General features: G+C 61.8%; 22 protein-coding genes. 14 read left to right on the forward strand and 8 right to left on the reverse strand.

Annotation, left to right across the window (positions count from 1 at the left end; genetic code table 11):
• Window positions 1-56: 56 nt before the first annotated feature.
• The gene (locus tag AB4N43_RS18505) at window positions 57-674 is read right to left on the reverse strand and encodes a C40 family peptidase (protein WP_027926565.1); all 618 of its coding nucleotides are present in this window, start codon (window positions 672-674) and stop codon (window positions 57-59) included.
• Between the two features lie 250 nt (window positions 675-924).
• On the opposite strand from AB4N43_RS18505, the gene AB4N43_RS18510 reads away from it, so the two are divergent.
• Window positions 925-1,356, forward strand: coding sequence for an NINE protein (locus AB4N43_RS18510; RefSeq protein WP_027926566.1), 432 nt, complete (start codon window positions 925-927; stop codon window positions 1,354-1,356).
• Between the two features lie 87 nt (window positions 1,357-1,443).
• Here the strand turns inward: AB4N43_RS18510 and AB4N43_RS18515 are convergent, their stop codons facing one another.
• The 7 genes from AB4N43_RS18515 to gshB all read right to left on the reverse strand — a co-directional run bounded on the left by AB4N43_RS18515 (window position 1,444) and on the right by gshB (window position 7,451).
• Entirely contained in the window at window positions 1,444-2,715 is a 1,272-nt protein-coding gene (locus AB4N43_RS18515; protein WP_059182019.1) for a dihydroorotase, read from the reverse strand.
• The gene (locus AB4N43_RS18520; RefSeq protein WP_027926568.1) at window positions 2,712-3,731 is read right to left on the reverse strand and encodes an aspartate carbamoyltransferase catalytic subunit; all 1,020 of its coding nucleotides are present in this window, start codon (window positions 3,729-3,731) and stop codon (window positions 2,712-2,714) included. Before AB4N43_RS18520 ends, AB4N43_RS18515 begins: the two co-directional genes overlap by 4 nt.
• Window positions 3,732-3,758: 27 nt before the next feature.
• Complete coding sequence (gene pyrR, locus AB4N43_RS18525) at window positions 3,759-4,262, reverse strand: bifunctional pyr operon transcriptional regulator/uracil phosphoribosyltransferase PyrR (protein ID WP_410921226.1); 504 nt, start codon at window positions 4,260-4,262, stop codon at window positions 3,759-3,761.
• 99 nt (window positions 4,263-4,361) lie between these two features.
• Window positions 4,362-4,799, reverse strand: a complete 438-nt coding sequence (ruvX, locus tag AB4N43_RS18530) for a Holliday junction resolvase RuvX (protein ID WP_007945492.1) — start codon at window positions 4,797-4,799, stop codon at window positions 4,362-4,364.
• Window positions 4,799-5,371 carry a YqgE/AlgH family protein gene (locus AB4N43_RS18535; RefSeq protein WP_310261941.1) on the reverse strand — a complete coding sequence of 191 codons (573 nt, stop codon included), beginning with the start codon at window positions 5,369-5,371 and terminating at the stop codon, window positions 4,799-4,801. The genes ruvX and AB4N43_RS18535 overlap by 1 nt, the downstream gene beginning before the upstream one ends.
• Window positions 5,372-5,474: 103 nt before the next feature.
• Window positions 5,475-6,374 (reverse strand): energy transducer TonB, encoded by a 900-nt coding sequence (locus AB4N43_RS18540; protein ID WP_027926571.1) that lies wholly within the window; start codon window positions 6,372-6,374, stop codon window positions 5,475-5,477.
• A gap of 105 nt (window positions 6,375-6,479) precedes the next feature.
• Window positions 6,480-7,451 (reverse strand): glutathione synthase, encoded by a 972-nt coding sequence (gshB, locus tag AB4N43_RS18545; protein WP_027926572.1) that lies wholly within the window; start codon window positions 7,449-7,451, stop codon window positions 6,480-6,482.
• A 225-nt stretch (window positions 7,452-7,676) separates the two neighbouring features.
• On the opposite strand from gshB, the gene pilG reads away from it, so the two are divergent.
• The 13 genes from pilG to mdcH all read left to right on the forward strand — a co-directional run bounded on the left by pilG (window position 7,677) and on the right by mdcH (window position 23,804).
• Window positions 7,677-8,081 carry a twitching motility response regulator PilG gene (pilG, locus tag AB4N43_RS18550; RefSeq protein WP_027926573.1) on the forward strand — a complete coding sequence of 135 codons (405 nt, stop codon included), beginning with the start codon at window positions 7,677-7,679 and terminating at the stop codon, window positions 8,079-8,081.
• Window positions 8,082-8,138: 57 nt separating this feature from the next.
• Complete coding sequence (gene pilH, locus AB4N43_RS18555; protein ID WP_027926574.1) at window positions 8,139-8,504, forward strand: twitching motility response regulator PilH; 366 nt, start codon at window positions 8,139-8,141, stop codon at window positions 8,502-8,504.
• A gap of 10 nt (window positions 8,505-8,514) precedes the next feature.
• Window positions 8,515-9,048, forward strand: coding sequence for a chemotaxis protein CheW (locus AB4N43_RS18560; RefSeq protein ID WP_027926575.1), 534 nt, complete (start codon window positions 8,515-8,517; stop codon window positions 9,046-9,048).
• Between the two features lie 68 nt (window positions 9,049-9,116).
• On the forward strand, window positions 9,117-11,174 hold the full coding sequence (locus AB4N43_RS18565; protein ID WP_027926576.1) for a methyl-accepting chemotaxis protein: 2,058 nt from the start codon (window positions 9,117-9,119) through the stop codon (window positions 11,172-11,174).
• A 49-nt stretch (window positions 11,175-11,223) separates the two neighbouring features.
• Window positions 11,224-17,124 (forward strand): Hpt domain-containing protein, encoded by a 5,901-nt coding sequence (locus AB4N43_RS18570; protein ID WP_460151791.1) that lies wholly within the window; start codon window positions 11,224-11,226, stop codon window positions 17,122-17,124.
• Window positions 17,117-17,575 (forward strand): chemotaxis protein CheW, encoded by a 459-nt coding sequence (locus AB4N43_RS18575; RefSeq protein WP_460151792.1) that lies wholly within the window; start codon window positions 17,117-17,119, stop codon window positions 17,573-17,575. The genes AB4N43_RS18570 and AB4N43_RS18575 overlap by 8 nt, the downstream gene beginning before the upstream one ends.
• Before the next feature lie 236 nt (window positions 17,576-17,811).
• Window positions 17,812-19,482, forward strand: a complete 1,671-nt coding sequence (gene mdcA / locus AB4N43_RS18580) for a malonate decarboxylase subunit alpha (protein WP_027926579.1) — start codon at window positions 17,812-17,814, stop codon at window positions 19,480-19,482.
• Window positions 19,482-20,339, forward strand: coding sequence for a triphosphoribosyl-dephospho-CoA synthase (locus AB4N43_RS18585; protein WP_194940446.1), 858 nt, complete (start codon window positions 19,482-19,484; stop codon window positions 20,337-20,339). Before mdcA ends, AB4N43_RS18585 begins: the two co-directional genes overlap by 1 nt.
• Window positions 20,339-20,638: a malonate decarboxylase subunit delta gene (locus tag AB4N43_RS18590; protein WP_027926581.1), complete on the forward strand. Its 300-nt coding sequence runs from the start codon at window positions 20,339-20,341 to the stop codon at window positions 20,636-20,638. The genes AB4N43_RS18585 and AB4N43_RS18590 overlap by 1 nt, the downstream gene beginning before the upstream one ends.
• Complete coding sequence (locus tag AB4N43_RS18595) at window positions 20,631-21,482, forward strand: biotin-independent malonate decarboxylase subunit beta (RefSeq protein ID WP_194940445.1); 852 nt, start codon at window positions 20,631-20,633, stop codon at window positions 21,480-21,482. The genes AB4N43_RS18590 and AB4N43_RS18595 overlap by 8 nt, the downstream gene beginning before the upstream one ends.
• Window positions 21,479-22,282, forward strand: coding sequence for a biotin-independent malonate decarboxylase subunit gamma (gene mdcE / locus AB4N43_RS18600; RefSeq protein ID WP_460151793.1), 804 nt, complete (start codon window positions 21,479-21,481; stop codon window positions 22,280-22,282). The genes AB4N43_RS18595 and mdcE overlap by 4 nt, the downstream gene beginning before the upstream one ends.
• Window positions 22,276-22,896: a malonate decarboxylase holo-ACP synthase gene (locus AB4N43_RS18605; protein WP_410921232.1), complete on the forward strand. Its 621-nt coding sequence runs from the start codon at window positions 22,276-22,278 to the stop codon at window positions 22,894-22,896. Before mdcE ends, AB4N43_RS18605 begins: the two co-directional genes overlap by 7 nt.
• Window positions 22,893-23,804, forward strand: a complete 912-nt coding sequence (gene mdcH, locus AB4N43_RS18610) for a malonate decarboxylase subunit epsilon (protein WP_194940442.1) — start codon at window positions 22,893-22,895, stop codon at window positions 23,802-23,804. The genes AB4N43_RS18605 and mdcH overlap by 4 nt, the downstream gene beginning before the upstream one ends.
• The last annotated feature ends 35 nt before the right edge of the window (window positions 23,805-23,839 follow it).

Genomic DNA, 23,839 nt, shown 5'->3' on the forward strand with positions numbered 1-23,839 from the left:
CGCACTCCAGCGGGAGCAAGCTCCCTCGCCACAAAAGCCGCGAAGGCGTCAGCAGATCAGCGCTGAACAACCTGAAGTGTGTTCTTCTCTTTCGGCAGAACCCGCTTGGCGACCACGTAGTGGCTTTCCCAGTACGGTTTTTTCAGCGTGTCGATGGTCACCGACTTGCCACGGCGTGGCGCGTGGATGAAGCGGTCGTTGCCCAGGTAGATGGCAACGTGATTGACCCGACGACTCTTGATGTTGAAGAAAATCAGGTCGCCCGGCTTCAAATCGCTGCGATCGACTTTCTCGCCGTGACCACTGGCCATGGCGTTAGAGGTGCGCGGCAGGTCAAACGTGGCGTCGTTAAACGCGTATTTCACCAGGCCACTGCAGTCGAACCCTTTACTTGGGCTGCTGCCGCCCCAACGGTAAGGAGTACCGAGGACGTTTACAGCGCGGCTCAGCACGTTGCTGCTGGTCTTGCTCGCCATCGGCGGAACAAGCTTGCTGTTGTCGCTCAGCTGGGCCGAGTGTTTTGTATTTTGTTTGTTTTTGCTCGAAGGAGCAGAAACATGGGATTTTGGGGTGTAACCATTAACGTTTGGAAGACGTTGCTCACGATTGGTGGCGTGGGCGGCCAGTGGCATCAAAAGGCAAATGGTTAGCCATGTCTTGAAAAATGGACGCATTAGGCAGGGCTCGAATAGGTGAACGCGCAACTTTATAACAGCTTTTTTTGTCCTTCCGAGGCCGTTGGTCGATTCAACCTGGGGGTCAATGGAACCAAACAAGCGGAAAATAGACGCAATTGTCGGACAGAAGTCAGGTGCTATAAGGCTTTGACGGACATCACGGTACCATTTGCCATACGTCGGCAACCTGTAAAAAAGTCACAAAGATTTAAAGAATATTTATCTATCGTGTGAATCGAGGTGCTCCATGAACAGCTATCAACAGTCCGCCGCGCATCAAGATACGCACAGCAAAGTGATCGGATATCTGCTGTGGATTTTCGGTTTTACCGGCGCTCACCGCTTCTATTACGGCAAGCCGGTGACCGGGACGATCTGGTTCTTCACCCTTGGCTTGCTGGGAATTGGCTGGCTGATCGACGTTTTTCTGATTCCGGCAATGGACCGTGAAGCAGACCTTCGGTTCACCGCGGGACCGATCGAATACAACGTGGCGTGGATTCTGCTGACGTTTCTCGGGGTGTTCGGCGTACACCGGATGTATCAGGGGAAGTGGATCAGCGGGTTGCTGTACCTGGTGACGGGCGGGTTGTTCTTTGTCGGGGTGCTGTATGACTTCTGGACGCTCAATGACCAGGTTTCGGTGCGTAACGCCCAGAACAGAGGCGCTTTCCAGTAAGCCATCGCTGGCAAGCCATGCTCCTACAGGGTGTTCATACACAATCCCGTAGGAGCAAAGCCTGCTCACGATTGCAGCGACGCGGTATTACGCCTGGTGGCTAATCCGCCCATCCACCAAGGTGTAACGCACCACACCCGGCAGGCTATGCCCAATGAACGGGCAGTTCTCACCCTTGGACAGCCAGGTTTCACCCGCCACGGTCGACGCTGCAGGGTCGAACAGCACGATATCCGCCGGCCCACCCACCGCCAGCTTACCGGCCGGCAAACGTAGCGCTTCGGCAGGCCCGGCACTCAACCGCGCCAGCAACGTCGGCAGGTCCAGCAAACCATCCTCCACCAGCGTCATTGCCAGCGGCAGCAGCAACTCAACACTGCTGATGCCCGGCTCTGTCGCGCCGAACGGCGCCAGTTTGGCGTCGCGCTCATGCGGTTGGTGGTGGCTGGAGATGGCCGAGATCACCCCCGATTTCACCGCCGCACGCAGGCCGTCGCGGTCGGCGCGGGTGCGCAGCGGCGGCTGGACGTGGTAGAGGCTGCTGAAGTCGATCAAGGCTTCATCGGTCAGGATCAGCTGATACAGCGCCACGTCGGCGGTCACCGGCAGCCCACGGGCCTGGGCCTGGGCGATCAGGGCCACACCGCGAGCGCTGGTGAGCTGGCTGAAGTGCGCACGTACGCCGCTTTGCTCGACCAGCAACAGGTCACGGGCCAGGGCCACGGTTTCAGCGGTTTCCGGAATGCCCGGCAAACCGAGGAAACTCGCGGTCGGACCTTCATGGGCCAGGCCACCTTCGGCCAGGTCGTGGTCCTGCGAGTTGAAAATCACCGTCAGGTCGAACGTCGCTGCGTATTCCAGCGCCCGGCACAGGGTGCGGGTGTTGCGGAAACTGTCCAGGCCGTTGCCGAAGGCTACGCAACCGGCATCGCGCAGGGCAACGAGCTCGGCCAGTTGCTCGCCGTCCAGGCCTTTGCTCAGGGCGCCAATCGGGAAGACTTTGGTGTTGCCGGCTTCACGGGCGCGGTCGAGGATCAGTTCGGCCACGGCCGAGGTGTCCAGCACCGGTTTGGTTTTCGGCGGGCAGCACAGGCTGGTCACGCCACCCGCGGCCGCGGCGCGGGTTTCGCTGATGATCGAGCCTTTGCGGCTGTAGCCCGGCTCGCGCAGGGCGACGTTCAGGTCAACCAGCCCGGGGGCGGCCACCAGGCCTTGGGCGTCAAGGGTGTCGACCGCGACAAAACCGGCTGGCGCGGCGCCCAGGGCGACGATCTTGCAGGCTTCAATGTGGATGTCAGTCACTTTATCCAGGCCAGAGGCTGGATCAATCACGCGTGCGCCGAGAATGCTGAGCTTCACTGGGCGTTCTCCTGCTCGAATTGGCCTTGCTCGAATTGACGTTGCGCAGTCTGCCCGCTCATGGCCATCGACAGCACGGCCATACGAATCGCAATACCGTAGGTGACCTGGTTGAGGATCACCGAGTGCGGACCGTCGGCCACCGCCGACTCAATTTCCACGCCACGGTTGATCGGCCCCGGGTGCATGACGATGCAATCCGGCTTGGCCCCGGCCAGGCGTGCGGTGGTCAGGCCGAACAGGCGGTAGAACTCGCCTTCGCTCGGCAACAGGCCGCCGGCCATGCGCTCGCGTTGCAGGCGCAGCATGATCACCACGTCGACGTCTTTCAGGCCTTCGGTCATGTCGGTGTAGACCTTCACGCCGTATTGCTCGATACCGATCGGCAGCAGGGTTTTCGGCGCGATCACGCGAATGTCCGGGCAACCGAGGGTTTTCAGCGCGAGCATGTTCGAACGTGCCACCCGCGAATGCAGGATGTCGCCGACGATGGCCACCGAGAGGTTTTCGAAGCCGCCCTTGTGGCGACGGATGGTCAGCATGTCGAGCATGCCCTGCGTCGGGTGCGCGTGCCGGCCGTCGCCGCCGTTGATGATCGCCACTTGCGGGCAGACGTGCTCGGCGATGAAGTGCGCCGCGCCGGAATCACCGTGACGCACGACAAACATGTCGGCGGCCATGGCTTCCAGGTTGCGCAGGGTGTCGAGCAGGGTTTCGCCCTTGCTGGCTGACGAGGTCGACACGTTCAGGGTGATCACGTCCGCCGACAGCCGCTGGGCCGCCAGTTCGAAGGTGGTGCGGGTGCGGGTGGAGTTTTCGAAGAACACGTTGCACACGGTCTTGCCGCGCAGCAACGGGACTTTCTTCACCGCCCGGGCACCGACTTCAAGGAACGAGTCGGCGGTGTCGAGGATTTCCGTCAGCAACTCGCGGCGCAAACCGTCGAGCGAGAGGAAGTGGCGCAGCTGGCCCTGATCATTGAGCTGCAGCGGGCGCTTGGTATCTAGAGGCGTCATCGCGAGGGGGACTCTCAATAGGGCGGATTAAAGGGCGAGGTCTTGCAGTTCAAGCTTGAGCTCGGGACCGGACAGCTTGACCCGTTCGTGAGCGGCCAGCGACAGCGTCGCGCCAACCACATCCGGACTGATCGGCAACTCGCCGGCGTCGAGGTCCAGCAGGCAAACCAGCGTTACGCTGGCCGGGCGGCCGTAGTCGAACAGTTCGTTCATGGCGGCGCGGATGGTCCGGCCGCTCATGAGCACGTCGTCGATCAGCACCAGGTGCTGGCCTTCGATCTCGAACGGCAGCGCCGACGGGCGAACTTGCGGGTGCAGACCGTTCTGGCTGAAGTCGTCACGGTAGAAGGACACGTCCAGGGTGCCGAGCGGCGAGTCGTTGCCCAGTTCTTCGAGCAACGCCTGGGCGACCCAGACGCCGCCGGTACGGATACCGATGTAACGCGGTTCGCTGATGCCACGGTGTTCCAGGTGGGCCTTGAGACGGATCGCCATCTGGCTGATCAGTTCGGCGGGATTGGGCAGGCTCATGGTTGCTCCTTCTTGGGCCCGAGCCGGGTGCTGCTTGATGGGTGGCTCGGGGTGTCGCTATAGAGAGTCGCCTGCGGCGGCTCTTGAGGATTCGTTGCTTCAGGATTCGAACAGCGCGCTGTTCTCGTCGAGCCAGCCTTGCAGCAGCAGGGCGGCGGCGATGGCGTCGACCGGGTTGTCGCGGTAACTGCCTTTTTGCCCGCCGCGATCACGTCGCTCGCCTTTGGCTTCAAACGTGGTCAGGCGTTCATCGTGGGTATAGAAGGGCAGGTTGTAGCGGCCATTCAGGCGGCGGGCGAATTTTTCCGCGCGCAGGCACATGTCGCTCGGGGTGCCGTCCATGTTCAAAGGCAGGCCGACCACCACTGCGTCGGGTTTCCACTCCTTGATCAGGGCTTCGACCTGATTCCAGTCGGGAACGCCGTTCTGCGCCTTCAAGGTGCACAGCTCGCGGGCCTGGCCGGTAATCACCTGGCCGACCGCGACGCCGATCTGTTTGGTGCCGTAGTCAAAACCCAAGATCAGGCGCAGGGCCATCAGGCGTGCCCCGCCTGACTGGTCAGCAGGCTGAGATTGACGCCCAAATGTTTGGCCGCCGCTTCCAGGCGCAGTTCGCTGCTGGTGTTGAACAGGATGTCGGCGTCGTACGGGCAGGTCAGCCAGGCGTTCTGCGCCAGTTCGGCATCCAGTTGCCCGGCTTCCCAGCCGGCGTAACCGAGGGCGATCAGGCTTTTCGCCGGACCCACGCCGTCGGCAATGGCGAATAGCACGTCCTGGGAAGTGGACAGGGACAGTTCGTCTTCCAGATCAACGGTCGCCTGATAGCCCTGGCCCTTGGGATGCAGGACAAAACCACGATCGGTCTGCACCGGTCCGCCGATGAAAATCGGCACATGCCGGCACAGCGCTGGCGGCTCGATGTCCGGGCGCAGTTGCTCGAGGATCTCGGCCAGGTTCAGGTCTTGCGGGCGGTTGATCACCAGCCCCATGGCACCATTGGCGGTGTGCTCGACGATGTAGGTCAAGGTGTGCGCAAAGTTCGGGTCGGCCATGTGAGGCATGGCGATCAGGAAGTGATGCTTGAGGTAGCTGGGGCTGACGTTCTTCATGAGCGCTAGTGTGGCGTTGGAGGGGCAAACTGACAAGCTGGGGATGCATAGGAAATGCCGCAAAAACCCGCTAACAACACAGATTCCTGTGGGAGCGGGCGTGTCAGTTACTGGACAGTCTGTCCCCACGCGCAAACTTCCACGTGCGGATGATTTCCAGGCGGTCGATGTCCGAAAGGTCCCCGGTAAACGGCGCAAACGGCGCGGCGAGCCTGACGATCCGCTGCGCCGCCTGATCCAGCAACGGCTGCCCGGACGACTCCAGCACCAACACTTCATACAGCGAGCCATCGCGGTTGATCGAGACCATTAAGCGCAAATTGCCGTAAATCTGTTGGCGGCGAGCTTCATCGGGGTAGTTGAGGTTGCCGATGCGCTCGACCTTCTTGCGCCATTCATCCTTATACCAGGCACCTTTGTCGCGCATGGTCGAGGCCGCGCTCAAGCGGTGGATGCGCGGGCGTTTGGCATACAGCTGTTGTTCGTTGGCCAGTTCCGCTTCGAGGCTGGCGATGTCGCTGGACAGCTGGGAACTGTCAAACGTCGGCGCGGCCACTTCCGCTTTGGTCTGAGGTTTGACCTCTTCGTTCTTGGCGGGGGCTTTTTTCGGCTTCGGTGCGATGGTCGTCACGGCAGCCTTGGGCGGCGCTTCCTGCACTTCAGGCTTGGCGGCGGGCGGTGGCGTGACTTTTTGTACCTTGTTGTCCTGGAACGGCGCGACCTCGGTGGTCTTGGGAATGGCCTTTTTATCCAGGGTGCCGCTGCCTTGCTGATTTTCCTGGGCGAGGAAATCAGCTTTCTCGGGCTTTTTTTCGCTTTTGAAGGTGGCGAGGGTGATTTCCAGGGTTTTGCTGATCTGTTTGGGCTCGACCATCGTAAAGCCGACGCCCAACAGCAAGGCCAGGTGAATCAACGCTGCAAGAAACAGGGTAAAACCGAGGCGATCGGCCGGGCGCACGCCACGATGGGCGAGTTCAGCGGGCAGATCGGACGGGAGTGTCATGGCAGAAAAACCAACATCGCGTTTTTACGGGCTCGGCATGATAACGCAATGTTGGTTTTTAGCTTCAAGCTTCAAGCAGTAAGCGACAAGCTGCCGGCGTGCGTTTCAAACTTGAGGCTTGCGGCTCGCAACTTGAAGCTGCTTCTGTATCGCATCCATCAGCAGACCACCAATGTCGGTGCCGAACGCATTATCAATCTCGCGAATGCACGTCGGGCTGGTGACGTTGATTTCGGTCAAATGTTCGCCGATCACGTCCAGACCCACGAACAGCAGGCCTTTCTCGCGCAGGGTCGGGCCCACTTGTGCGGCGATCCAGCGGTCCTTGTCGGTCAATGGGCGAGCTTCGCCACGACCGCCGGCCGCCAGGTTGCCACGGGTTTCGCCAGCGGCAGGAATGCGCGCCAGGCAGTAATCCACGGGCTCGCCGTCGATCATCAGGATGCGCTTGTCGCCATCGACGATGGCCGGCAGATAACCCTGGATCATGATTTGCTGCTTGCCATGCAGGGTCAGGGTTTCGAGGATCACCGACAGGTTCGGGTGGCCGGCGGTGTGACGGAAAATCGAGGAACCGCCCATGCCGTCCAGCGGTTTGAGAATCACATCGCCATGATGGTCGGCGAATTCGCGCAGCACATCAGGGCGACGGCTGACGATGGTCGGCGGCGTGCACTGCGGGAACAGCGTGGCGAACAGCTTTTCGTTGCAGTCACGCAGGCTCTGCGGTTTGTTGACCACCAGCACGCCATCGCGCTCGGCCTGCTCCAGCAGGTAGGTGGAGTACACAAACTCCATGTCGAACGGCGGATCCTTGCGCATGAGGATCACGTCCAGATCGCTCAGCAGCGCATCGGTCTCGGCTTCCAGTTCGAACCACTTTTGCGGGTTGGCGAAGACTTTCAGCGGTCGCATCCGCGCTCGCGCCTGGCCTTCAGCCTGGTACAAATCACCCTGTTCCATATAGAACAGTTCCCAGCCGCGCTTCTGCGCGGCCAGCAGCATGGCCAGCGAGCTATCCTTTTTATAGGAAATGCTGGCAATAGGATCCATGACAATCCCGACGCGAACGCTCATGGGTTTTTCCTCGAAAATGGATGGTCCGAACGGACATGAAAAAGTGGCGTCAGAGTGGCGCTGAGTGTGTTCCCGGTCAAGGAAAAACCACCGCAAAGACCGGCCGATAGATTGCATTTGGAGACTGTGCTAAAAAGGCTGCCATGCCGTGCTGGCCCTTGAGCATCAAGGGTTTCCAGCCACCAAACGGACAATTTGTTTCGCAAAGGCGACGGTAGAGCATTTATGGATCAGCATTCCAGCGCCTTGAAGGTCATGGTGATCGACGATTCGAAGACGATTCGTCGCACCGCCGAAACGCTGTTGAAGAATGTGGGTTGTGAAGTCATTACGGCCATCGACGGTTTCGATGCGCTGGCCAAGATTGCCGATAATCATCCCGGCATCATCTTTGTCGACATCATGATGCCGCGTCTGGATGGCTATCAGACCTGCGCTTTAATCAAGAACAACAGTGCGTTCAAGTCCACGCCAGTGATTATGCTGTCGTCCAAGGACGGGCTGTTCGACAAGGCCAAGGGGCGCATCGTCGGCTCCGACCAGTTTTTGACCAAGCCTTTCAGCAAGGAAGAACTGCTGAACGCGATCCAGGCCCATGTTCCGGGCTTCGCCGCCGTTTTGCCGCAGTAGGACACGCACAGTGACGCTCGGCCAGCGGGCCCGGCGTCGACAAGAATGGGGAAGACCATGGCACGTATTCTGATCGTCGATGATTCGCCGACCGAAATGTACAAACTGACCGGCATGCTGGAAAAGCACGGTCACGAAGTGTTGAAAGCCGAGAACGGCGCCGACGGCGTGGCCCTGGCCCGTCAGGAAAAACCTGACGCCGTGCTGATGGACATCGTCATGCCTGGCCTCAACGGTTTCCAGGCGACCCGCCAGCTGACCAAAGACCCGGACACCGGGCACATCCCGGTGATTATCATCACCACCAAGGATCAGGAAACCGACAAGGTCTGGGGCACGCGCCAGGGCGCCAAGGACTACCTGACCAAACCCGTCGACGAAGAGACCCTGATCAAAACCCTCAACAACGTACTGGCCGGTTGATCGTCCGGCCATGACCGAGTCGCTGACGGCTTTCGAACTGCTGCTGCAGATCGACCAGCGCTGTCGTCTGCTGGCGGCGGACCTGCCGTCGCAACCGACCCGCCAGGACAGTTGGAGCGGCATCGGTTTTCGCATGGGCGAGGATTGGTACGTCGCGCCGATGGGCGAAGTCAGCGAAGTCCTGCATGAACCGCGTTTCACTCAGTTGCCGGGCGTCAAATCCTGGGTCAAAGGGGTCGCCAACCTGCGTGGGCGATTGCTGCCGGTCATGGATTTGTGCGGTTTCTTTGGCCACGAAGTCTCGGCGCCGCGCAAGCAGCGGCGGGTACTGGTGGTGGACCATAACGAGGTGTTTGCCGGGTTGCTGGTCGACGAAGTCTTCGGCTTGCAACACTTTGCCCAGGACAGCCTGGAGCCGGCAGATCAGGCGAGCGGGCCGATGTCGGCGTTCGTCAAAGGCCGGTTCCAGCGCGAGCAGGCCTGGCAAGTGTTCAGTCCGTTTGCGCTGGCGCAGTCGCCAGGTTTTATGCATGTGGCGCTGTAAACCCCATCCCCTGCTCCTACAGGGTTTTCGGCAAGCATTAAAGGGTGTTGGTTAACAGGCGAGGACTGATGATAAAAACAAAAACAGGCAAGCCAGAAGGATCGCGCAGTCGCTCGCAGATCATCGTGCTGTTTATCGCGCTGATCGTGTTCATCATGCTGCTGTTCGCCAATTTCGCTTACCTCAACACCCAGGCCACGTACGACAAACAGTACATCGGCCACGCCGGTGAACTGCGCGTGCTGTCCCAGCGCATCGCCAAAAATGCAACCGAAGCCGCCGCCGGCAAAGCGGCGGCGTTCAAGCTGCTCAGCGATGCGCGCAACGACTTCGCCCAGCGCTGGGGCTACCTGAAGAAGGGCGACCCGGCCACCGGCCTGCCACCCGCGCCGTCCACCGTGCGCCCGGAAATGCGCGCCGTGCAGCTCGATTGGGAACGCCTGCTGAAAAACACCGACGCCATTCTCTCCAGCGAACAGACCGTGCTGTCCCTGCATCAAGTCGCCGCAACCCTGGCCGAAACCGTGCCGCAGTTGCAGGTCGAGTACGAGAAAGTCGTCGAGATCCTCTTGCAACGTGGCGCCCCGGCAGCGCAGGTAGCGATGGCCCAGCGTCAATCGCTGCTGGCCGAGCGCATTTTGGGCGCGGTGAACACTGTGCTGTCCGGCGACGAAAACTCGCAGCAAGCCGCGGATGCCTTCGGTCGCGACGCCGCGCGTTTTGGCCAGGTGCTCAACGGCATGCTTCAGGGCAACGTGGCGCTGCGCATCAGCCAGGTCGAGGACCGCGATGCGCGCGCCCGTTTGACCGAGATCTCCGAACTGTTCGAATTCGTCTCCGGTTCGGTGGATGAAATCCTCGAAACCTCGCCGGAACTGTTCAAGGTCCGCGAGTCGGCCTCCAACATTTTTACCCTGTCGCAAACCCTGCTCGACGAAGCCTCGCACCTGGCCACCGGTTTCGAAAACCTCGCCGGCGGGCGCAATACCGACACCATCGGCGGCTACGTGCTGGGGTTGCTGGCGCTGACGTCGATCATCCTGATCGGCCTGGTGATGGTTCGCGAAACCAACCGCCAGCTTCAGGAAACCGCCGAGAAGAACGAACGCAACCAGAACGCGATCATGCGCCTGCTGGACGAAATCGAAGACCTGGCCGACGGCGACTTGACCGTCACGGCCTCGGTGACCGAAGACTTCACCGGGACCATCGCCGATTCGATCAACTATTCCGTCGACCAATTGCGTGACCTGGTGGCGACCATCAACCTCACCGCCGGCCAGGTCGCCGCCGCCGTGCAGGAAACCCAGGCCACCGCCATGCACCTGGCGCAGGCCTCGGAGCATCAGGCGCAGCAGATTTCCGAAGCCTCCACGGCTATTAATGACATGGCCCAGTCCATCGATCAGGTCTCGGCCAACGCCGCCGAATCGTCGGCGGTGGCCGAGCGCTCCGTGGAAATTGCCAACAAGGGCAACGAGGTGGTGCACAACACCATCCACGGCATGGACAACATTCGCGAACAGATTCAGGACACCGCCAAACGCATCAAGCGTCTGGGGGAGTCTTCCCAGGAAATTGGCGACATCGTCAGCCTGATCGATGACATTGCCGACCAGACCAACATCCTCGCGCTCAACGCGGCGATTCAGGCGTCGATGGCCGGTGACGCCGGGCGTGGTTTTGCGGTGGTCGCCGATGAGGTGCAGCGCCTGGCCGAGCGCTCGTCCGCCGCCACCCGACAAATTGAAACCCTGGTGCGGGCGATCCAGACGGACACCAACGAAGCGGTGATTTCCATGGAGCAGACCACCACCGAAGTGGTGCGTGGCGCGCGGCTGGCGCAGGATGCCGGTGTGGCCCTGGAAGAAATCGAAGGGGTATCGAAGACCCTCGCCGCGTTGATCCAGAGTATTTCCAACGCGGCGCAGCAACAAACCTCTTCGGCCGGGCAGATTTCCCTGACGATGAACGTGATTCAACAGATCACCTCGCAGACCTCGTCCGGCTCCACCGCCACCGCCGAGAGCATCGGCAACCTGGCGAAAATGGCCAGTCAGCTGCGGCGTTCGGTGTCCGGCTTCACCTTGCCGGCCGCCAAGGCGCAGGCGGCAGACAAAGCGTGAACCGTCCACAGGCGTATGATTTTTGATTGGCGTAGGGACTGGAGTGGTTATGGGTGATCGGCACGACTATGTGGCCCTTGAGTGGGTCAAAGGCGAGATTGCCGAAACGCTGAAGCTGGCTCATCAAGCCATCGAAACCCTGCTTGATGACCCACAGGCGTTGTACGCTTTGAACGATTGCCTGGCGTATATCCATCAGGTTCACGGCAGTTTGCAGATGGTCGAATTCTACGGCGCGGCGTTACTCGCCGAAGAGATGGAACAGTTGACCAGCGCCTTGCAGCAGGACCGCGTCAGCCATCGTGACGAGGCGCTGCACCTGTTGCTGCAAGCCCTCGGGCAACTGCCGATTTACCTCGACCGGGTGCAAAGTGCGCGCCGGGACTTGCCCTTGGTGGTGTTGCCACTGCTCAACGATTTGCGCAGTGCCCGAGGTGAAACCCTGCTCTCGGAAACCAGCCTGTTCAGCCCGCAACTGGCGGATCTGCCGCCGTTGGACGAAGCTTCACTGACACGGCTGGAACCCGCGGACTTCGCCAACGTGTTGCGTAAATTACGGCAGATGCTGCAGGTGGCGCTGGTCGGGTTGCTGCGCGAACAGGATGACCAGACCCACCTCGATTATCTGGCGAGGGTTTTTTCGCGCCTCGAAGGGCTGTGCGCAGGGGCGCCCCTGAGCCCGCTGTGGCAAGTCGCCTCGGCGCTGGTCGAAGGCATGTGCGCCGGTGTGATCGCCAACAGTCCGGCGTTGCGCAGCCTGTTCAAGGAAGCCGACCATGAGCTCAAGCGTCTGCTGGAGCAAGGCTTCCACGGCATCAATCAACCGGCACCGCCGGAGCTGCTCAAGAGTTTGCTGTTCTACATTGCCAAGGCCGACCATCCCACCGGGCAGATGCTGACCATGAAAGATCGCTACTCACTGGACGATGCGTTGCCCGACAGCGCGATGGTCGATGAAGAACGGGCACGGCTGGCCGGCCCCGACCGCGATGCCATGCGTTCGGTGCTGGCTGCGCTTTGCGAAGAACTGGTGCGGGTCAAGGAGCGCCTCGACCTGTTCGTGCGCAGCGACCGCCAGCACACCTCGGACCTCGACAGCCTGCTGGCGCCGCTGCGGCAGATCGCCGACACCCTGGCGGTGCTGGGGTTTGGTCAGCCGCGCAAAGTCATCATCGATCAGCTGGCAGTGGTGCTGAGCCTGGTTCAGGGCCAGCGCGAACCCAACGACGCGATCCTCATGGACGTTGCGGGCGCCTTGCTCTATGTCGAAGCCACCCTGGCCGGCATGGTCGGCACCGTGGAGCCCGAGAGTCGGGAAGAAAGCCGCCTGCCGACCACCGACCTGACGCAGATTCACCAGATCGTCATCCGCGAAGCGCGCATCTGCCTGCAAGAAGCCAAGGACATGATCGTCGACTACATCGACGCCGACTGGGATCGTCAGCATCTGCAGGCATTGCCGGCCTTGCTGACGCAGGTGCGCGGCGCGTTGGCGATGATCCCGTTGAGCCGGGCGGCGAGCCTGATCGAAACCTGCAATCACTTTATCCGCGAGCATCTGCTGCTGGAGCCGGACCAGCCCGGTTGGCAGGAACTGGACAGCCTCGCCGACGTGATTTCCAGCATCGAGTATTACCTGGAACGCCTGAGTGACGACCCCGAATCCTCGGGCGAAAAGCTCCTTGATGTCGCCGAAAAAAGCCTGGCATCGCTCGGGTTTTTCCCCAGCGAAACGCATGTGCCGATGCTCGATGAGGTGCTCAGCCCAAGTGAAGCGCAGGTCATGCAGGACCAGCAGGGGCTCGATGACCCCGAGACCGTGCAGTCGCTGGCCGATGTGCTGGCCAGTCCCGTGTCTTCGGTCAATCCGCCGGCCCTGACCACGCCAGGCAGCCTGTTACCGCCCCCCGTCGGTGAAGAGCCGGTCGACGATGAGCTGCGCGAAGTCTTTCTCGAAGAGACCGATGAGGTCCTCGATATCCTCCAGGAATTCTTGCCGCGCTGGGCCGCCAACCCCGACGACAAGCCTGCCCTGAGTGAGCTGCGCCGCGCCTTTCACACGTTGAAAGGCAGTGGCCGGATGGTTCGGGCGCTGGTCTTGGGCGAGCTGGCATGGGCGGTGGAAAACCTGCTCAACCGCGTGCTGGAAGACAGTGTCGCGCCAGGTGCCGCCGTGCAACAACTGCTCACCGATGTACTGAATTTACTGCCGGAGCTGGTGGCCGAGTTCGCCGGCAATGCCCAGCGGCAACGCAACGATGTCGACCAATTGGCGGCGCGAGCGCACGCCCTCGCCAAGGGTGATGCGCTGGCCAGCGATGAAGACACGCAGGACGTCGCGGCCCTCGATCCGCTGTTGCTGGAGATCTTCCGCAAAGAAGCCGAAACCCATCTGGCCAGCCTCAACCGCTTTCTCGATCAGGCCGCCGAGCATGTGCCGCTGCAGGCCAGCGATGAGTTGCAGCGCGCCTTGCACACGCTCAAGGGCAGCGCCTCGATGGCCGGCGTGTTGCCGATTGCCGAACTGGCGACGCCGCTGGATCAACTGGCTCGCGAATACAAGGCGCACCTGATTGCGCTGGACCTCGACGAAGTTGAGCTGTTGCTGGAAGCCGAAGGGCTGTTTCGGCTCGGCTTGCGCCAGCTCAAGACCGATCCGCTGGCCGGGATTCGCGGTGCCCGCTCATTGATCGAACGCACCCAGTCGTTGCTCGCCGAACGTCTGCAATCTCTGCTGAGCACACCCAATACCGCGCTGCGAACCAAGCGTGATCCGCAGTTGATCAACAACTTCCTGGCCCAGGGCATGGACATCCTGCTGGACGCCGAAAGCCTGTTGCAGCGCTGGCAGCAGCACCCCGGCGAACGTCAGGAACTGACCGCGCTGCTTGATGAACTGACCACCCTCGGCGAAGGCGCGCACCTCGCCGACTTGCATCCGGTGGACGCGCTCTGCGAAGCCTTGCTCGACCTGTACGGCGCAGTGGAAGAGAGCAGCCTGGCGGTCAGCGAACGGTTTTTCCATGAGGCGCAAAGTGCTCACGAAGCGCTGATCAACATGCTCGACGAACTGGCCGCCGGCCAGGAGGTCAGCCCGCAGCCAGAACGCATCCGGGCCTTGCGCGGGTTGCTCGATGAAAGTCTGGATCCGTCCTCCATGGGTCTGATCCGCAGTGATGGCAGCCGGACCCTGAGCATTCGGGAACTGAGCAGCGCCACCGCCGAACTGGAGCAGGCCGCAACCCAGGTGGATCTGGACGATGAAATCGTTTCGATCTTCCTCGAAGAAGCCGTGGATATTCTCGAAAGCGCCGGCCAGGCCCTGCAACGCTGGTTGAGTGACCCGGACAACGCCGCGCCGCTGTCGTCCTTGCAGCGCGATTTGCACACGCTCAAGGGCGGGGCGCGGATGGCTGAAGTCGAGCCGGTCGGCGACCTCGCACATGAATTGGAAAGCCTGTACGAAGGCTTGGTGGACCGCCGTTACACCTACAGCGAAACCCTGGCGCAGTTACTGCAAAAGAGCCATGACCGGCTCGCGGTGCTGCTGGAGCAGTTGCAGAATCAGCAATCGCTGGGCAACCCGGGCGAGCTGATCGAGGCGATTCGCGCGTTTCGTCAGGGCAATACGAACACCGCCGAAGTGCCGGAGCCAGCGCCAGCCAAGGATTCGCCGGGGCATGATCCAGAGTTGCTGGAAATCTTCCTTGAGGAAGGTTTCGACATCATCGAAAACTCCGGCGCTGCGCTTGTGCGCTGGCAAGCCGAACCGTCGAACCGGCAGGAAATCGAAACCCTGCTGCGTGATCTGCACACGCTCAAGGGCGGTGCACGTATGGTCGAAATCGCCCCGATTGGCGATCTGGCCCATGAGCTGGAATTTCTCTACGAAAGCCTCTCGGCGGGCACCCTGCAACCGAGCGCGGCGTTGTTCACCTTGTTGCAAAGCAGTCACGACCGCTTGGCGCAGATGCTCGATGCGACCCGCGCCGACCAGCCATTGCCGCCGGCCGACCGACTGATCGATGCGATCAGGAATTTCAGCCATCCGGCCGTGCTTCAGCCGGCCGCTGTAACGCCTGTTGTCGCCAAGCCCGAGGCGCCCGCGCTGCAAGCCGACGCGGGCGCCGACATGGTCAAGGTCTCGGCGGAGCTGCTCGACGATCTGGTCAATCTGGCCGGTGAAACCTCGATCTTCCGCGGCCGTATCGAACAACAGGTCAACGATGCGCGGGTCACCCTGAGCGAGATGGAAACCACCATCGAGCGGATGCGCGACCAATTGCGCCGGCTCGATACCGAAACCCAGGGGCGGATTCTCAGCCGCCAGCAAGTCGACGCCGAACGCCTGGGCTACGAAGAATTCGACCCGCTGGAAATGGACCGCCACTCGCAATTGCAGCAACTGTCGCGGGCGCTGTTCGAGTCGGCCTCTGACTTGCTCGACCTCAAGGAAACCCTCGACCGGCGCAACCAGGATGCGGAGAACCTGTTGCAACAGCAGGGCCGCATCAATACCGAGTTGCAAGAAGGCCTGATGCGTACACGCATGGTGCCGTTCGAACGGATGCTGCCGCGCTTGAAACGCATCGTTCGCCAGGTCTCCAGCGAGTTGGGCAAGGACGTGGAATTCATTGTCGGCAACGCCGAAGGCGAGATGGACCGTAACGTCCTCGAGCGCATGGCACCGCCGCTGGAGCACATGCTGCGCAACGCCGTGGACCATGGGCTGGAATCGGCCGAGGTGCGCATCGCTGCCGGCAAACCGGCCAAGGGACGGATCACCCTCGATCTGTCCCGGGAGGGCGGCGACATGATTTTCGACATCCGCGACGACGGTGCCGGCGTGCCGCTGGACGCGGTGCGGCGCAAGGCAATCAAGCGCGGTTTGCTGGCTGCGGACGCTGAGATCAGCGACCGCGACGTGTTGCAGTTCATCCTGCAACCGGGGTTCTCCACGGCCGAGAAGATCACCCAGATTTCCGGACGTGGCGTGGGTATGGACGTGGTTCATGAAGAAGTTCGCCAGCTCGGCGGTACGATGGTCATCGACTCGGTGCCGGGGCAGGGCGTGCATTTTCGCATTCGCCTGCCGTTCACCGTGTCGGTCAACCGCGCGCTGATGGTGCAGTGTTTTGATGATCAATACGCGATCCCGTTGAACACCATCGACGGCATCGTCCGCGTGCTGCCCAACGAGCTGGAAGGGCATTACCGCCTCGATCCTCCGCGGTACAAATACGCCGGGCAGGATTACGAACTGTGCTACCTCGGCGAGCTGCTGAAAACCAGCACCCGCCCGAAACTGTTGGGCCAAAGCCTGCCGTTGCCGGTGTTGCTGGTGCAATGCAACGAGCGGCACATTGCAGTTCAAGTCGACTCCATGGCCGGTACCCGCGAGATCGTGGTGAAAAGCCTCGGCCCGCAGTTCGCCGCGGTGCAGGGATTGTCCGGGGCGACGATTCTGGGCGATGGCCGGGTGGTGCTGATTCTTGATTTGCTGGCGCCGATCCGCGCCATGCAGGTGCCTGCGCCGCAACAGGTGCAGACCCAGGACACCGAAGTCGAGCCACACAAGCCCTTGCTGGTGCTGGTGGTCGATGACTCGGTGACCGTGCGCAAGGTCACCAGTCGTTTGCTCGAACGCCACGGCATGAACGTGCTGACCGCCAAGGACGGAGTCGACGCCATGTTGCTGCTCGCAGAACACATGCCGGACGTGATGCTGCTGGACATCGAAATGCCGCGCATGGACGGCTTCGAAGTCGCGACCCAGGTGCGCGCAGACGAGCGTTTGCAGCACCTGCCGATCATCATGATCACCTCACGCACCGGCCAGAAACACCGCGACCGCGCGATGGCCATCGGCGTCAACGACTACCTCGGCAAGCCGTACCAGGAATCGGTGCTGCTCGAAAGCATCGCCCTGTGGAGCAAATCCCATGCTTGAGCATCGCGCCAGCAACCTCACGGGCCTGTTGCTGCCCTTGGCCGACCGCAACCTGATCGTGCCCAATGTCGCGGTGGCGGAGCTGATCGACTATCAACCGGGGGCGTTCGACCTCGATACACCGCCGTGGTATCTGGGCTTGGTGAAGTGGCGGGACCGGCAGATTCCGTTGCTGAGTTTTGAGTCAGCGTGCGGCCAGAAAATCGTCATCGGCGAGCGGGCGCGGATCGTGATTCTCAATGCCCTCGGTGGACGACCGGAGCTGAAATTCATCGCGCTGCTGGTGCAGGGGATTCCACGCTCCTACAAACTCGACAGTCAGTTGAGTTACGTCGACGTGCCGCTGTGTTCGCTGGAACAGGCGGCGGTGCAGGTGGGGGAGCAAGTGGCCAAGGTGCCGGACTTGCTGGCGCTGGAGGAGTTGCTTGTGAGTGCAGGGTTGATCAATTGATCCTGGATTTGCGTTATTTGTGCTGGCCTCATCGCGGGCAAGCCCGCTCCCACAGGTAGTGTGGATGCCTCAGACAGTGGGCTCAGCACGGACACTGTGGGAGCGGGCTTGCCCGCGATGACGTCAGCCCAGTCAACCATTACTCCAAGCGTAACGATCCGTCTCTGTGCTTGATTGATGCCGCCGACCCAACACTCCTAAGGTGACTCCCACGACAGCGAACCCGTGGAGTGGTCATGACAACAACAATATCCCCCGACTCGCGATGGACGCGGCGGCGCAGCGAAAAGCAGCGGCGTCTGGCGTTGGTCAAGGATCTTGCCGACGGTGTGGTACTGCCCACCGACAACATCGTCGCGGCGCTGGAAGCCTTGATCCTGCCCGGCGACCGTGTGGTGCTGGAGGGCAATAACCAGAAGCAGGCGGATTTCCTCTCCCGCTCCCTGGTCAAGGCCGATCCCGCCAAGCTCCACGACTTGCACATGATCATGCCCAGTGTCGGCCGCGCCGAGCATCTGGACCTGTTCGAACGCGGCATCGCCCGTAAGCTCGACTTCTCCTTCGCGGGTACACAAAGTCTGCGCATCAGCCAGTTGCTGGAAGACGGTTTGCTGGAAATCGGCGCAATCCACACCTACATCGAGCTCTATGCGCGGCTGGTGGTCGACCTGATTCCCAACGTTGTGCTCTCGGCCGGTTTCATGGCCGACCGCGCCGGCAACATTTACACCGGGCCGAGCACCGAAGACACCCCTGCATTGATCGAACCGGCGGCGTTCAGCGATGGCATCGTCATCGTTCAGGTCAACCAGTTGGTCGACGATGTCAGTGACTTGCCCCGCGTCGACATCCCCGCCTCGTGGGTCGATTTCGTGGTGGTGGCCGACAAGCCGTTCTACATCGAACCGCTGTTCACCCGCGACCCACGGCACATCAAGCCTGTGCACATCCTGATGGCGATGATGGCGATCCGTGGCATCTACGAAAAACACAACGTGCAGTCGCTCAATCACGGCATCGGTTTCAACACCGCGGCCATCGAATTGATCCTGCCGACCTACGGCGAATCCCTCGGCCTCAAAGGCAAGATCTGCCGCAACTGGACGCTCAATCCGCACCCGACCTTGATCCCGGCCATCGAAAGCGGCTGGGTCGAAAGCGTGCATTGCTTCGGCACCGAACTGGGCATGGAAAACTATATTGCCGCACGGCCGGACGTGTTCTTCACCGGGCGAGACGGCTCGCTGCGTTCCAACCGGATGTTCAGCCAGCTCGCCGGGCAATACGCGGTGGACCTGTTCATCGGCGCGACCCTGCAAGTCGATGGCGACGGTCATTCCTCCACCGTGACCCGCGGACGCCTCGCCGGTTTTGGCGGTGCGCCGAACATGGGCCACGACCCGCGCGGTCGCCGTCACGGCACGCCCGCCTGGCTCGACATGCGCCACACCGACGTGGCCGAACCGATGCTGGAACGCGGCAAAAAACTCGTGGTGCAAATGGTCGAGACCTTCCAGGAGGGCGGCAAACCGACCTTCGTCGAAACCCTCGACGCGATTGATGTGGCGAAGAAAAGCGGCATGCCGTTGGCGCCGATCATGGTCTACGGCGACGACGTCACTCACCTGCTGACCGAAGAAGGCATCGCCTATTTGTACAAGGCGCGTTCGCTGGAAGAACGCCAGGCGATGATCGCCGCCGTCGCCGGGGTGACCGCCATCGGCCTGCGCCACAACCCGAAAGACACCGCACGCATGCGCCGCGAAGGTCTGATTGCCTTGCCCGAAGACCTCGGCATTCGCCGCACCGACGCCACCCGCGAACTGCTCGCCGCGAAAAGCGTGGCCGATCTGGTCGAGTGGTCCGGTGGCCTCTACAACCCGCCCGCCAAGTTCAGGAGCTGGTAATGCACGCACTCAACCTGCAACCGAAAACCCTGACCCTCGCGGAACGGCTGGCCGATTGGGCGGTGGACGCGCTGATCGACGAAGCCGACCTGTCGCCGAAACCGGCACTGGTCGACCGCCGCGGCAACGGCGCGCACACCGACTTGCACTTGGGGCTGATGCACGCTTCGGCGTTGTCACTCTGGTCTGCGTTCAAGGAAATGGCCGAGGCCGCTATCGAGCTTGGCGAAATCGGCTTGCCGCTGCGCGAAGCGGTGGGGCGGATTGGCCGGGAAGGGGAGCAAGCGATGCTCGCTACCACGGAAGGGGTGAATACCCATCGCGGGGCGATCTGGGCCTTGGGCCTGTTGGTCACGGCTGCCGCGCTTGAGCCCGAATCCAGCGCCGCCGGTTCCATCACTCTGCGCGCCGCACGCCTGGCGTTGCTCGACGACCGTTATGCACCACGACCTTTCAGCCACGGCGCCCAAGTCGCCCAGCGTTTCGGCGCCCGTGGTGCCCGTGAAGAAGCGCAGCTGGGTTTTCCTTCAGTGGTGCAACGGGCATTGCCGCAACTCAAACACAGCCGCGCCGCCGGCCACGGTGAACAGAACGCCCGGCTCGATGCCTTGCTGGCGATCATGACCCGACTGGCCGACACCTGCGTGCTCTACCGCGCTGGCGAAGCAGGCCTGCAGACCATGCAACTCGGCGCACAAGCCGTGCTCGACGTGGGCGGCAGCGCCAGCCTTGCCGGTCGCCGCCGTTTGCATGAGTTGGATGAACAATTAATCGCGTTGAATGCCTCGCCCGGCGGCGCCGCCGACTTGCTCGCCGCCTGCCTGTTTATCGACCGCCTCGAGTCCGGAGCTTTCTGATGGAAACCTTATCCTTTGAATTCCCCGCCGGGCAGCCGCCACGCGGTCGCACGCTGGTGGGTTGTGTCGGCTCGGGCGATCTGGAAGTGCTGATCGAACCGGGTCAGGCCGGCAAGCTGACCATCAACGTACAGACCTCGGTCAATGGCGCGCAGCAGCGCTGGCAGCATTTGTTCTCGCGGATGTTCGACGGTCAGACACCGCCGGCGATGGACATCGCCATCCACGATTTCGGCGCGACACCGGGCGTGGTGCGCTTGCGTCTGGAACAAGGCTTTGAGGAGATCGGTCATGACTGATAACGCAGAACTCCTCCACAAACACAGCTTCATCGAACTCGGTGCCCGGCAACGCGCGAAAGCCTTGCTCGACCCCGGCACCTTCCGCGAATTGCTCGACCCGTTTCAACGCATCATGTCGCCATGGCTTGAGCGCCAGGGCGTGGTGCCGCAAGCCGATGACGGCGTGGTGATCGCCAAGGGCAGCCTCGGTGGTTTGCCGGTGGTGATCGCGGCCATCGAAGGGGCCTTCCAGGGCGGCAGCCTTGGTGAAGTCGGCGGGGCGAAGATGGCGGGCGCGCTGGAACTGGCCGCCGAAGACAACCGCAACGGCATTCCGACCCGCGCCGTGCTGCTGTTGGAAACCGGCGGCGTACGCTTGCAGGAAGCCAACCTCGGGTTGGCGGCGATTGCCGATATTCACGCAGCGATTGTCGACCTGCGCCAATACCAGCCGGTGATTGGTGTGGTGGCCGGCAGCGTCGGCTGCTTTGGCGGGATGTCGATTGCGGCTGGGTTGTGCAGTTATTTAGTGGTCACCCAGGAAGCGCGTCTGGGCCTGAACGGCCCGCAAGTCATCGAACAGGAAGCCGGGCTTGAGGAATACGACTCCCGTGACCGTCCTTTCATCTGGAGCCTGACCGGTGGCGAGCAGCGTTTTGCCAGCGGTCTGGTGGATCGTTATGCCGCCGATGATGTGGCGCAGATTCAACAAAAAGTCAGTGAATTGCTGCAGCAAGGTTTGCCAGCGCACCAACGCAGTCGCCAGGCCGATCTGTACCTGCAACGGCTGGCCCGTCTGGACGCCGCGCCGCAAATCGAAGCGGCGACGGTTCGTGATCTGTATCAAGGAGCGCGCTCATGAACAGCTATTCGCTGAGAGGTTTGAACTGGTTCAACGCGTTGAGCTCCGGGGCGAAACCGGTCGAAGGCTTGCCGGCATCATTGAAGGTGGCCGATGGCGTGCTGGGTGATCAGCCTGTCCGTTTTATCGCGGTGGTGGCGGATCCAGACAACCGTTTTGTCCGTGCGCGCAACGGTGAAGTCGGTTTGCTGGAAGGTTGGGGGTTGGCCAAGGCGGTGGATGAAGTGATCGCCGCGGATGTGGATAAACCGCACAAGCGCGCCGTGATCGCCCTCGTCGATGTGCCGAGCCAGGCCTATGGACGACGCGAAGAGGCCCTCGGCATCCATCAGGCATTGGCCGGCGCGGCGGACAGTTATGCCCGCGCCCGGTTGGCGGGCCACGCGGTGATTGGTTTGCTGGTGGGCAAGGCGATGTCCGGCGCGTTTCTGGCCCACGGGTATCAGGCCAATCGGCTGATTGCCCTGCGTGATCCGGGAGTGATGGTGCATGCGATGGGCAAGGCGTCGGCGGCGCGGGTGACCTTGCGCAGCGTTGAAGAACTTGAGGCGTTGGCCGCCAGCGTGCCGCCGATGGCCTATGACATCGACAGCTACGCCAGCCTCGGTTTGCTGTGGGAAACCCTGTCGGTGGAACAGATTGAACAACCGACGGCGGCCGATCTGACGCGGGTGACTGAATGCCTGAATCAGGCGATTGGCGATGTGGCGGCCAACGGTCGCGACCTGAGCAGCCGCTTGGGTGCGAGCAACCGTGCCGCCTCGAGCAAGGTTCGCCAACTGCTGAGGGCGCAGTGGTGAATACGTTTATGGCCCACGATCTGCTCTGGGGCATGACCCCGGAGCTGTTGCCTGCGGACGCGCCTGCGTGGGTGACCGAATCCTTGAGCGCGGGCCAGCCCGTGGTGGTTCGGCGTGCGGTGAGTGCGCCGGGTCTGGTCGCGGTTGGTGTGCGTGGATGTTTGCGTGAACAGCGTTTTGCGACGGTGATGCCGGTCGATGGCATTCAGCGTCGGGTCAAGCCGGAAGACCTTTGCCAAGTCTCGATTGGTCGGAATTTGCCGGCCGTGCGTGCCCTCAATCAACTGCGGCCGCTACTCGATGACTGTGGTTGGGTGTGGGGTGTCAGCGGCAGTGCCGGGTTTGAATTGGCCAGCGGGTTTGCAGCGTTGCACGAGAGCAGTGATCTCGACTTGATCCTGCGTACCCCGCATGCGCTGGGCCGTTCTCAAGCGCAGGATCTGGTGAAGATTCTGGAGGCTGCCGAATGCTTGGTGGACATGCAGTTGCAGACACCGTTCGGCGCTGTGGCCCTGCGCGAATGGGCCGGTTCGGCTCGTCGTGTGTTGCTGAAAAATGCCCGTGAAGCCTGTCTGGTGATCGATCCTTGGAACCCACAGGAGCAAGCTGCGTGAGCAGTCTGTTGGTGTTTCCGGGCCAGGGCGCGCAGCAGCCGGGCATGCTCCAGCGTTTGCCTCGCGAAACGCTGAACGAGGCGAGTGAAGTGCTGGGTGAAGACGTTTTACGGCTCGATTCGGCAGAGGCGTTGAAGTCGACTCGTGCGGTTCAGCTTTGCCTGTTGATCGCCGGAGTCGCGGCTTCTCGTCAATTAACCCTGGCGCCGGATTACGTGGCCGGATTGTCCATCGGCGCTTACCCGGCGGCGGTGGTGGCCGGTGCCTTGAGCTTTAGCGATGCGCTGCATCTGGTCAGCCTGCGCGGTGAGTTGATGCAGCAGGCTTATCCACAGGGCTACGGCATGACCGCGATCATCGGTCTGGAGTTGTCCACAGTGGAAAGTTTGCTGGCGCAGGTCCACAGCCTCGATGCGCCGGTTTACCTGGCCAACATCAACGCCGATAACCAGGTGGTGATTGCCGGCAGCGACGAGGCCATGAAAGCGGTGGCGGCGATGGCAAAAGGTCACGGTGCAGGCTTGGCCAAACGGCTGGCGGTCAGCGTGCCTTCGCACTGCCCGTTGCTGGAGGGTCCGGCAAAAATTCTGGCGGAAGCATTCGCCAAGGTGTCACTGAAAACGCCGACTTTGGGTTACCTGAGCGGCAGCCGCGCCCGCCTTATCATCAATGCCGACGCCTTGCGCGATGACCTCGCGTTCAACATGTGCCGCATCGTTGACTGGCGCGGCACGGTGCAAAGCGCTTATGAGCGCGGCGTAAGACTTCAGATTGAACTGCCGCCCGGTGCGGTGTTGACCGGGCTGGCGCGCCGGGTATTCGAGCAGGGCACCGTGATTGCATTCGACGGTGCGCGGCTCGACACCTTGCAGGCGCTGTTGCGTGAGGAGGGAAGCCGCCAACTCTAGACCCGGACTCAGGCCTTCGAACAACAAAAACAACA

The sequence above is a fragment of the Pseudomonas sp. S2_B07 genome, assembly GCF_054668435.1.

Bases quoted from the DNA above. Each gene is read 5' to 3' on its own strand.
- AB4N43_RS18510 (WP_027926566.1), top strand. From the start codon at position 925: ATGAACAGCTATCAACAGTCCGCCGCGCATCAAGATACGCACAGCAAA.
- pilH (WP_027926574.1), top strand. From the start codon at position 8,139: ATGGCACGTATTCTGATCGTCGATGATTCGCCGACCGAAATGTACAAA.
- AB4N43_RS18505 (WP_027926565.1), bottom strand. From the start codon at position 674: ATGCGTCCATTTTTCAAGACATGGCTAACCATTTGCCTTTTGATGCCA.
- AB4N43_RS18575 (WP_460151792.1), top strand. From the start codon at position 17,117: ATGCTTGAGCATCGCGCCAGCAACCTCACGGGCCTGTTGCTGCCCTTG.
- AB4N43_RS18570 (WP_460151791.1), top strand. From the start codon at position 11,224: ATGGGTGATCGGCACGACTATGTGGCCCTTGAGTGGGTCAAAGGCGAG.
- ruvX (WP_007945492.1), bottom strand. From the start codon at position 4,799: ATGGCCCTGCGCCTGATCTTGGGTTTTGACTACGGCACCAAACAGATC.
- AB4N43_RS18590 (WP_027926581.1), top strand. From the start codon at position 20,339: ATGGAAACCTTATCCTTTGAATTCCCCGCCGGGCAGCCGCCACGCGGT.
- mdcE (WP_460151793.1), top strand. From the start codon at position 21,479: ATGAACAGCTATTCGCTGAGAGGTTTGAACTGGTTCAACGCGTTGAGC.
- pyrR (WP_410921226.1), bottom strand. From the start codon at position 4,262: ATGAGCCTGCCCAATCCCGCCGAACTGATCAGCCAGATGGCGATCCGT.
- AB4N43_RS18565 (WP_027926576.1), top strand. From the start codon at position 9,117: ATGATAAAAACAAAAACAGGCAAGCCAGAAGGATCGCGCAGTCGCTCG.
- gshB (WP_027926572.1), bottom strand. From the start codon at position 7,451: ATGAGCGTTCGCGTCGGGATTGTCATGGATCCTATTGCCAGCATTTCC.
- mdcA (WP_027926579.1), top strand. From the start codon at position 17,812: ATGACAACAACAATATCCCCCGACTCGCGATGGACGCGGCGGCGCAGC.
- AB4N43_RS18540 (WP_027926571.1), bottom strand. From the start codon at position 6,374: ATGACACTCCCGTCCGATCTGCCCGCTGAACTCGCCCATCGTGGCGTG.
- AB4N43_RS18585 (WP_194940446.1), top strand. From the start codon at position 19,482: ATGCACGCACTCAACCTGCAACCGAAAACCCTGACCCTCGCGGAACGG.
- AB4N43_RS18595 (WP_194940445.1), top strand. From the start codon at position 20,631: ATGACTGATAACGCAGAACTCCTCCACAAACACAGCTTCATCGAACTC.
- AB4N43_RS18560 (WP_027926575.1), top strand. From the start codon at position 8,515: ATGACCGAGTCGCTGACGGCTTTCGAACTGCTGCTGCAGATCGACCAG.
- AB4N43_RS18520 (WP_027926568.1), bottom strand. From the start codon at position 3,731: ATGACGCCTCTAGATACCAAGCGCCCGCTGCAGCTCAATGATCAGGGC.
- pilG (WP_027926573.1), top strand. From the start codon at position 7,677: ATGGATCAGCATTCCAGCGCCTTGAAGGTCATGGTGATCGACGATTCG.
- AB4N43_RS18535 (WP_310261941.1), bottom strand. From the start codon at position 5,371: ATGAAGAACGTCAGCCCCAGCTACCTCAAGCATCACTTCCTGATCGCC.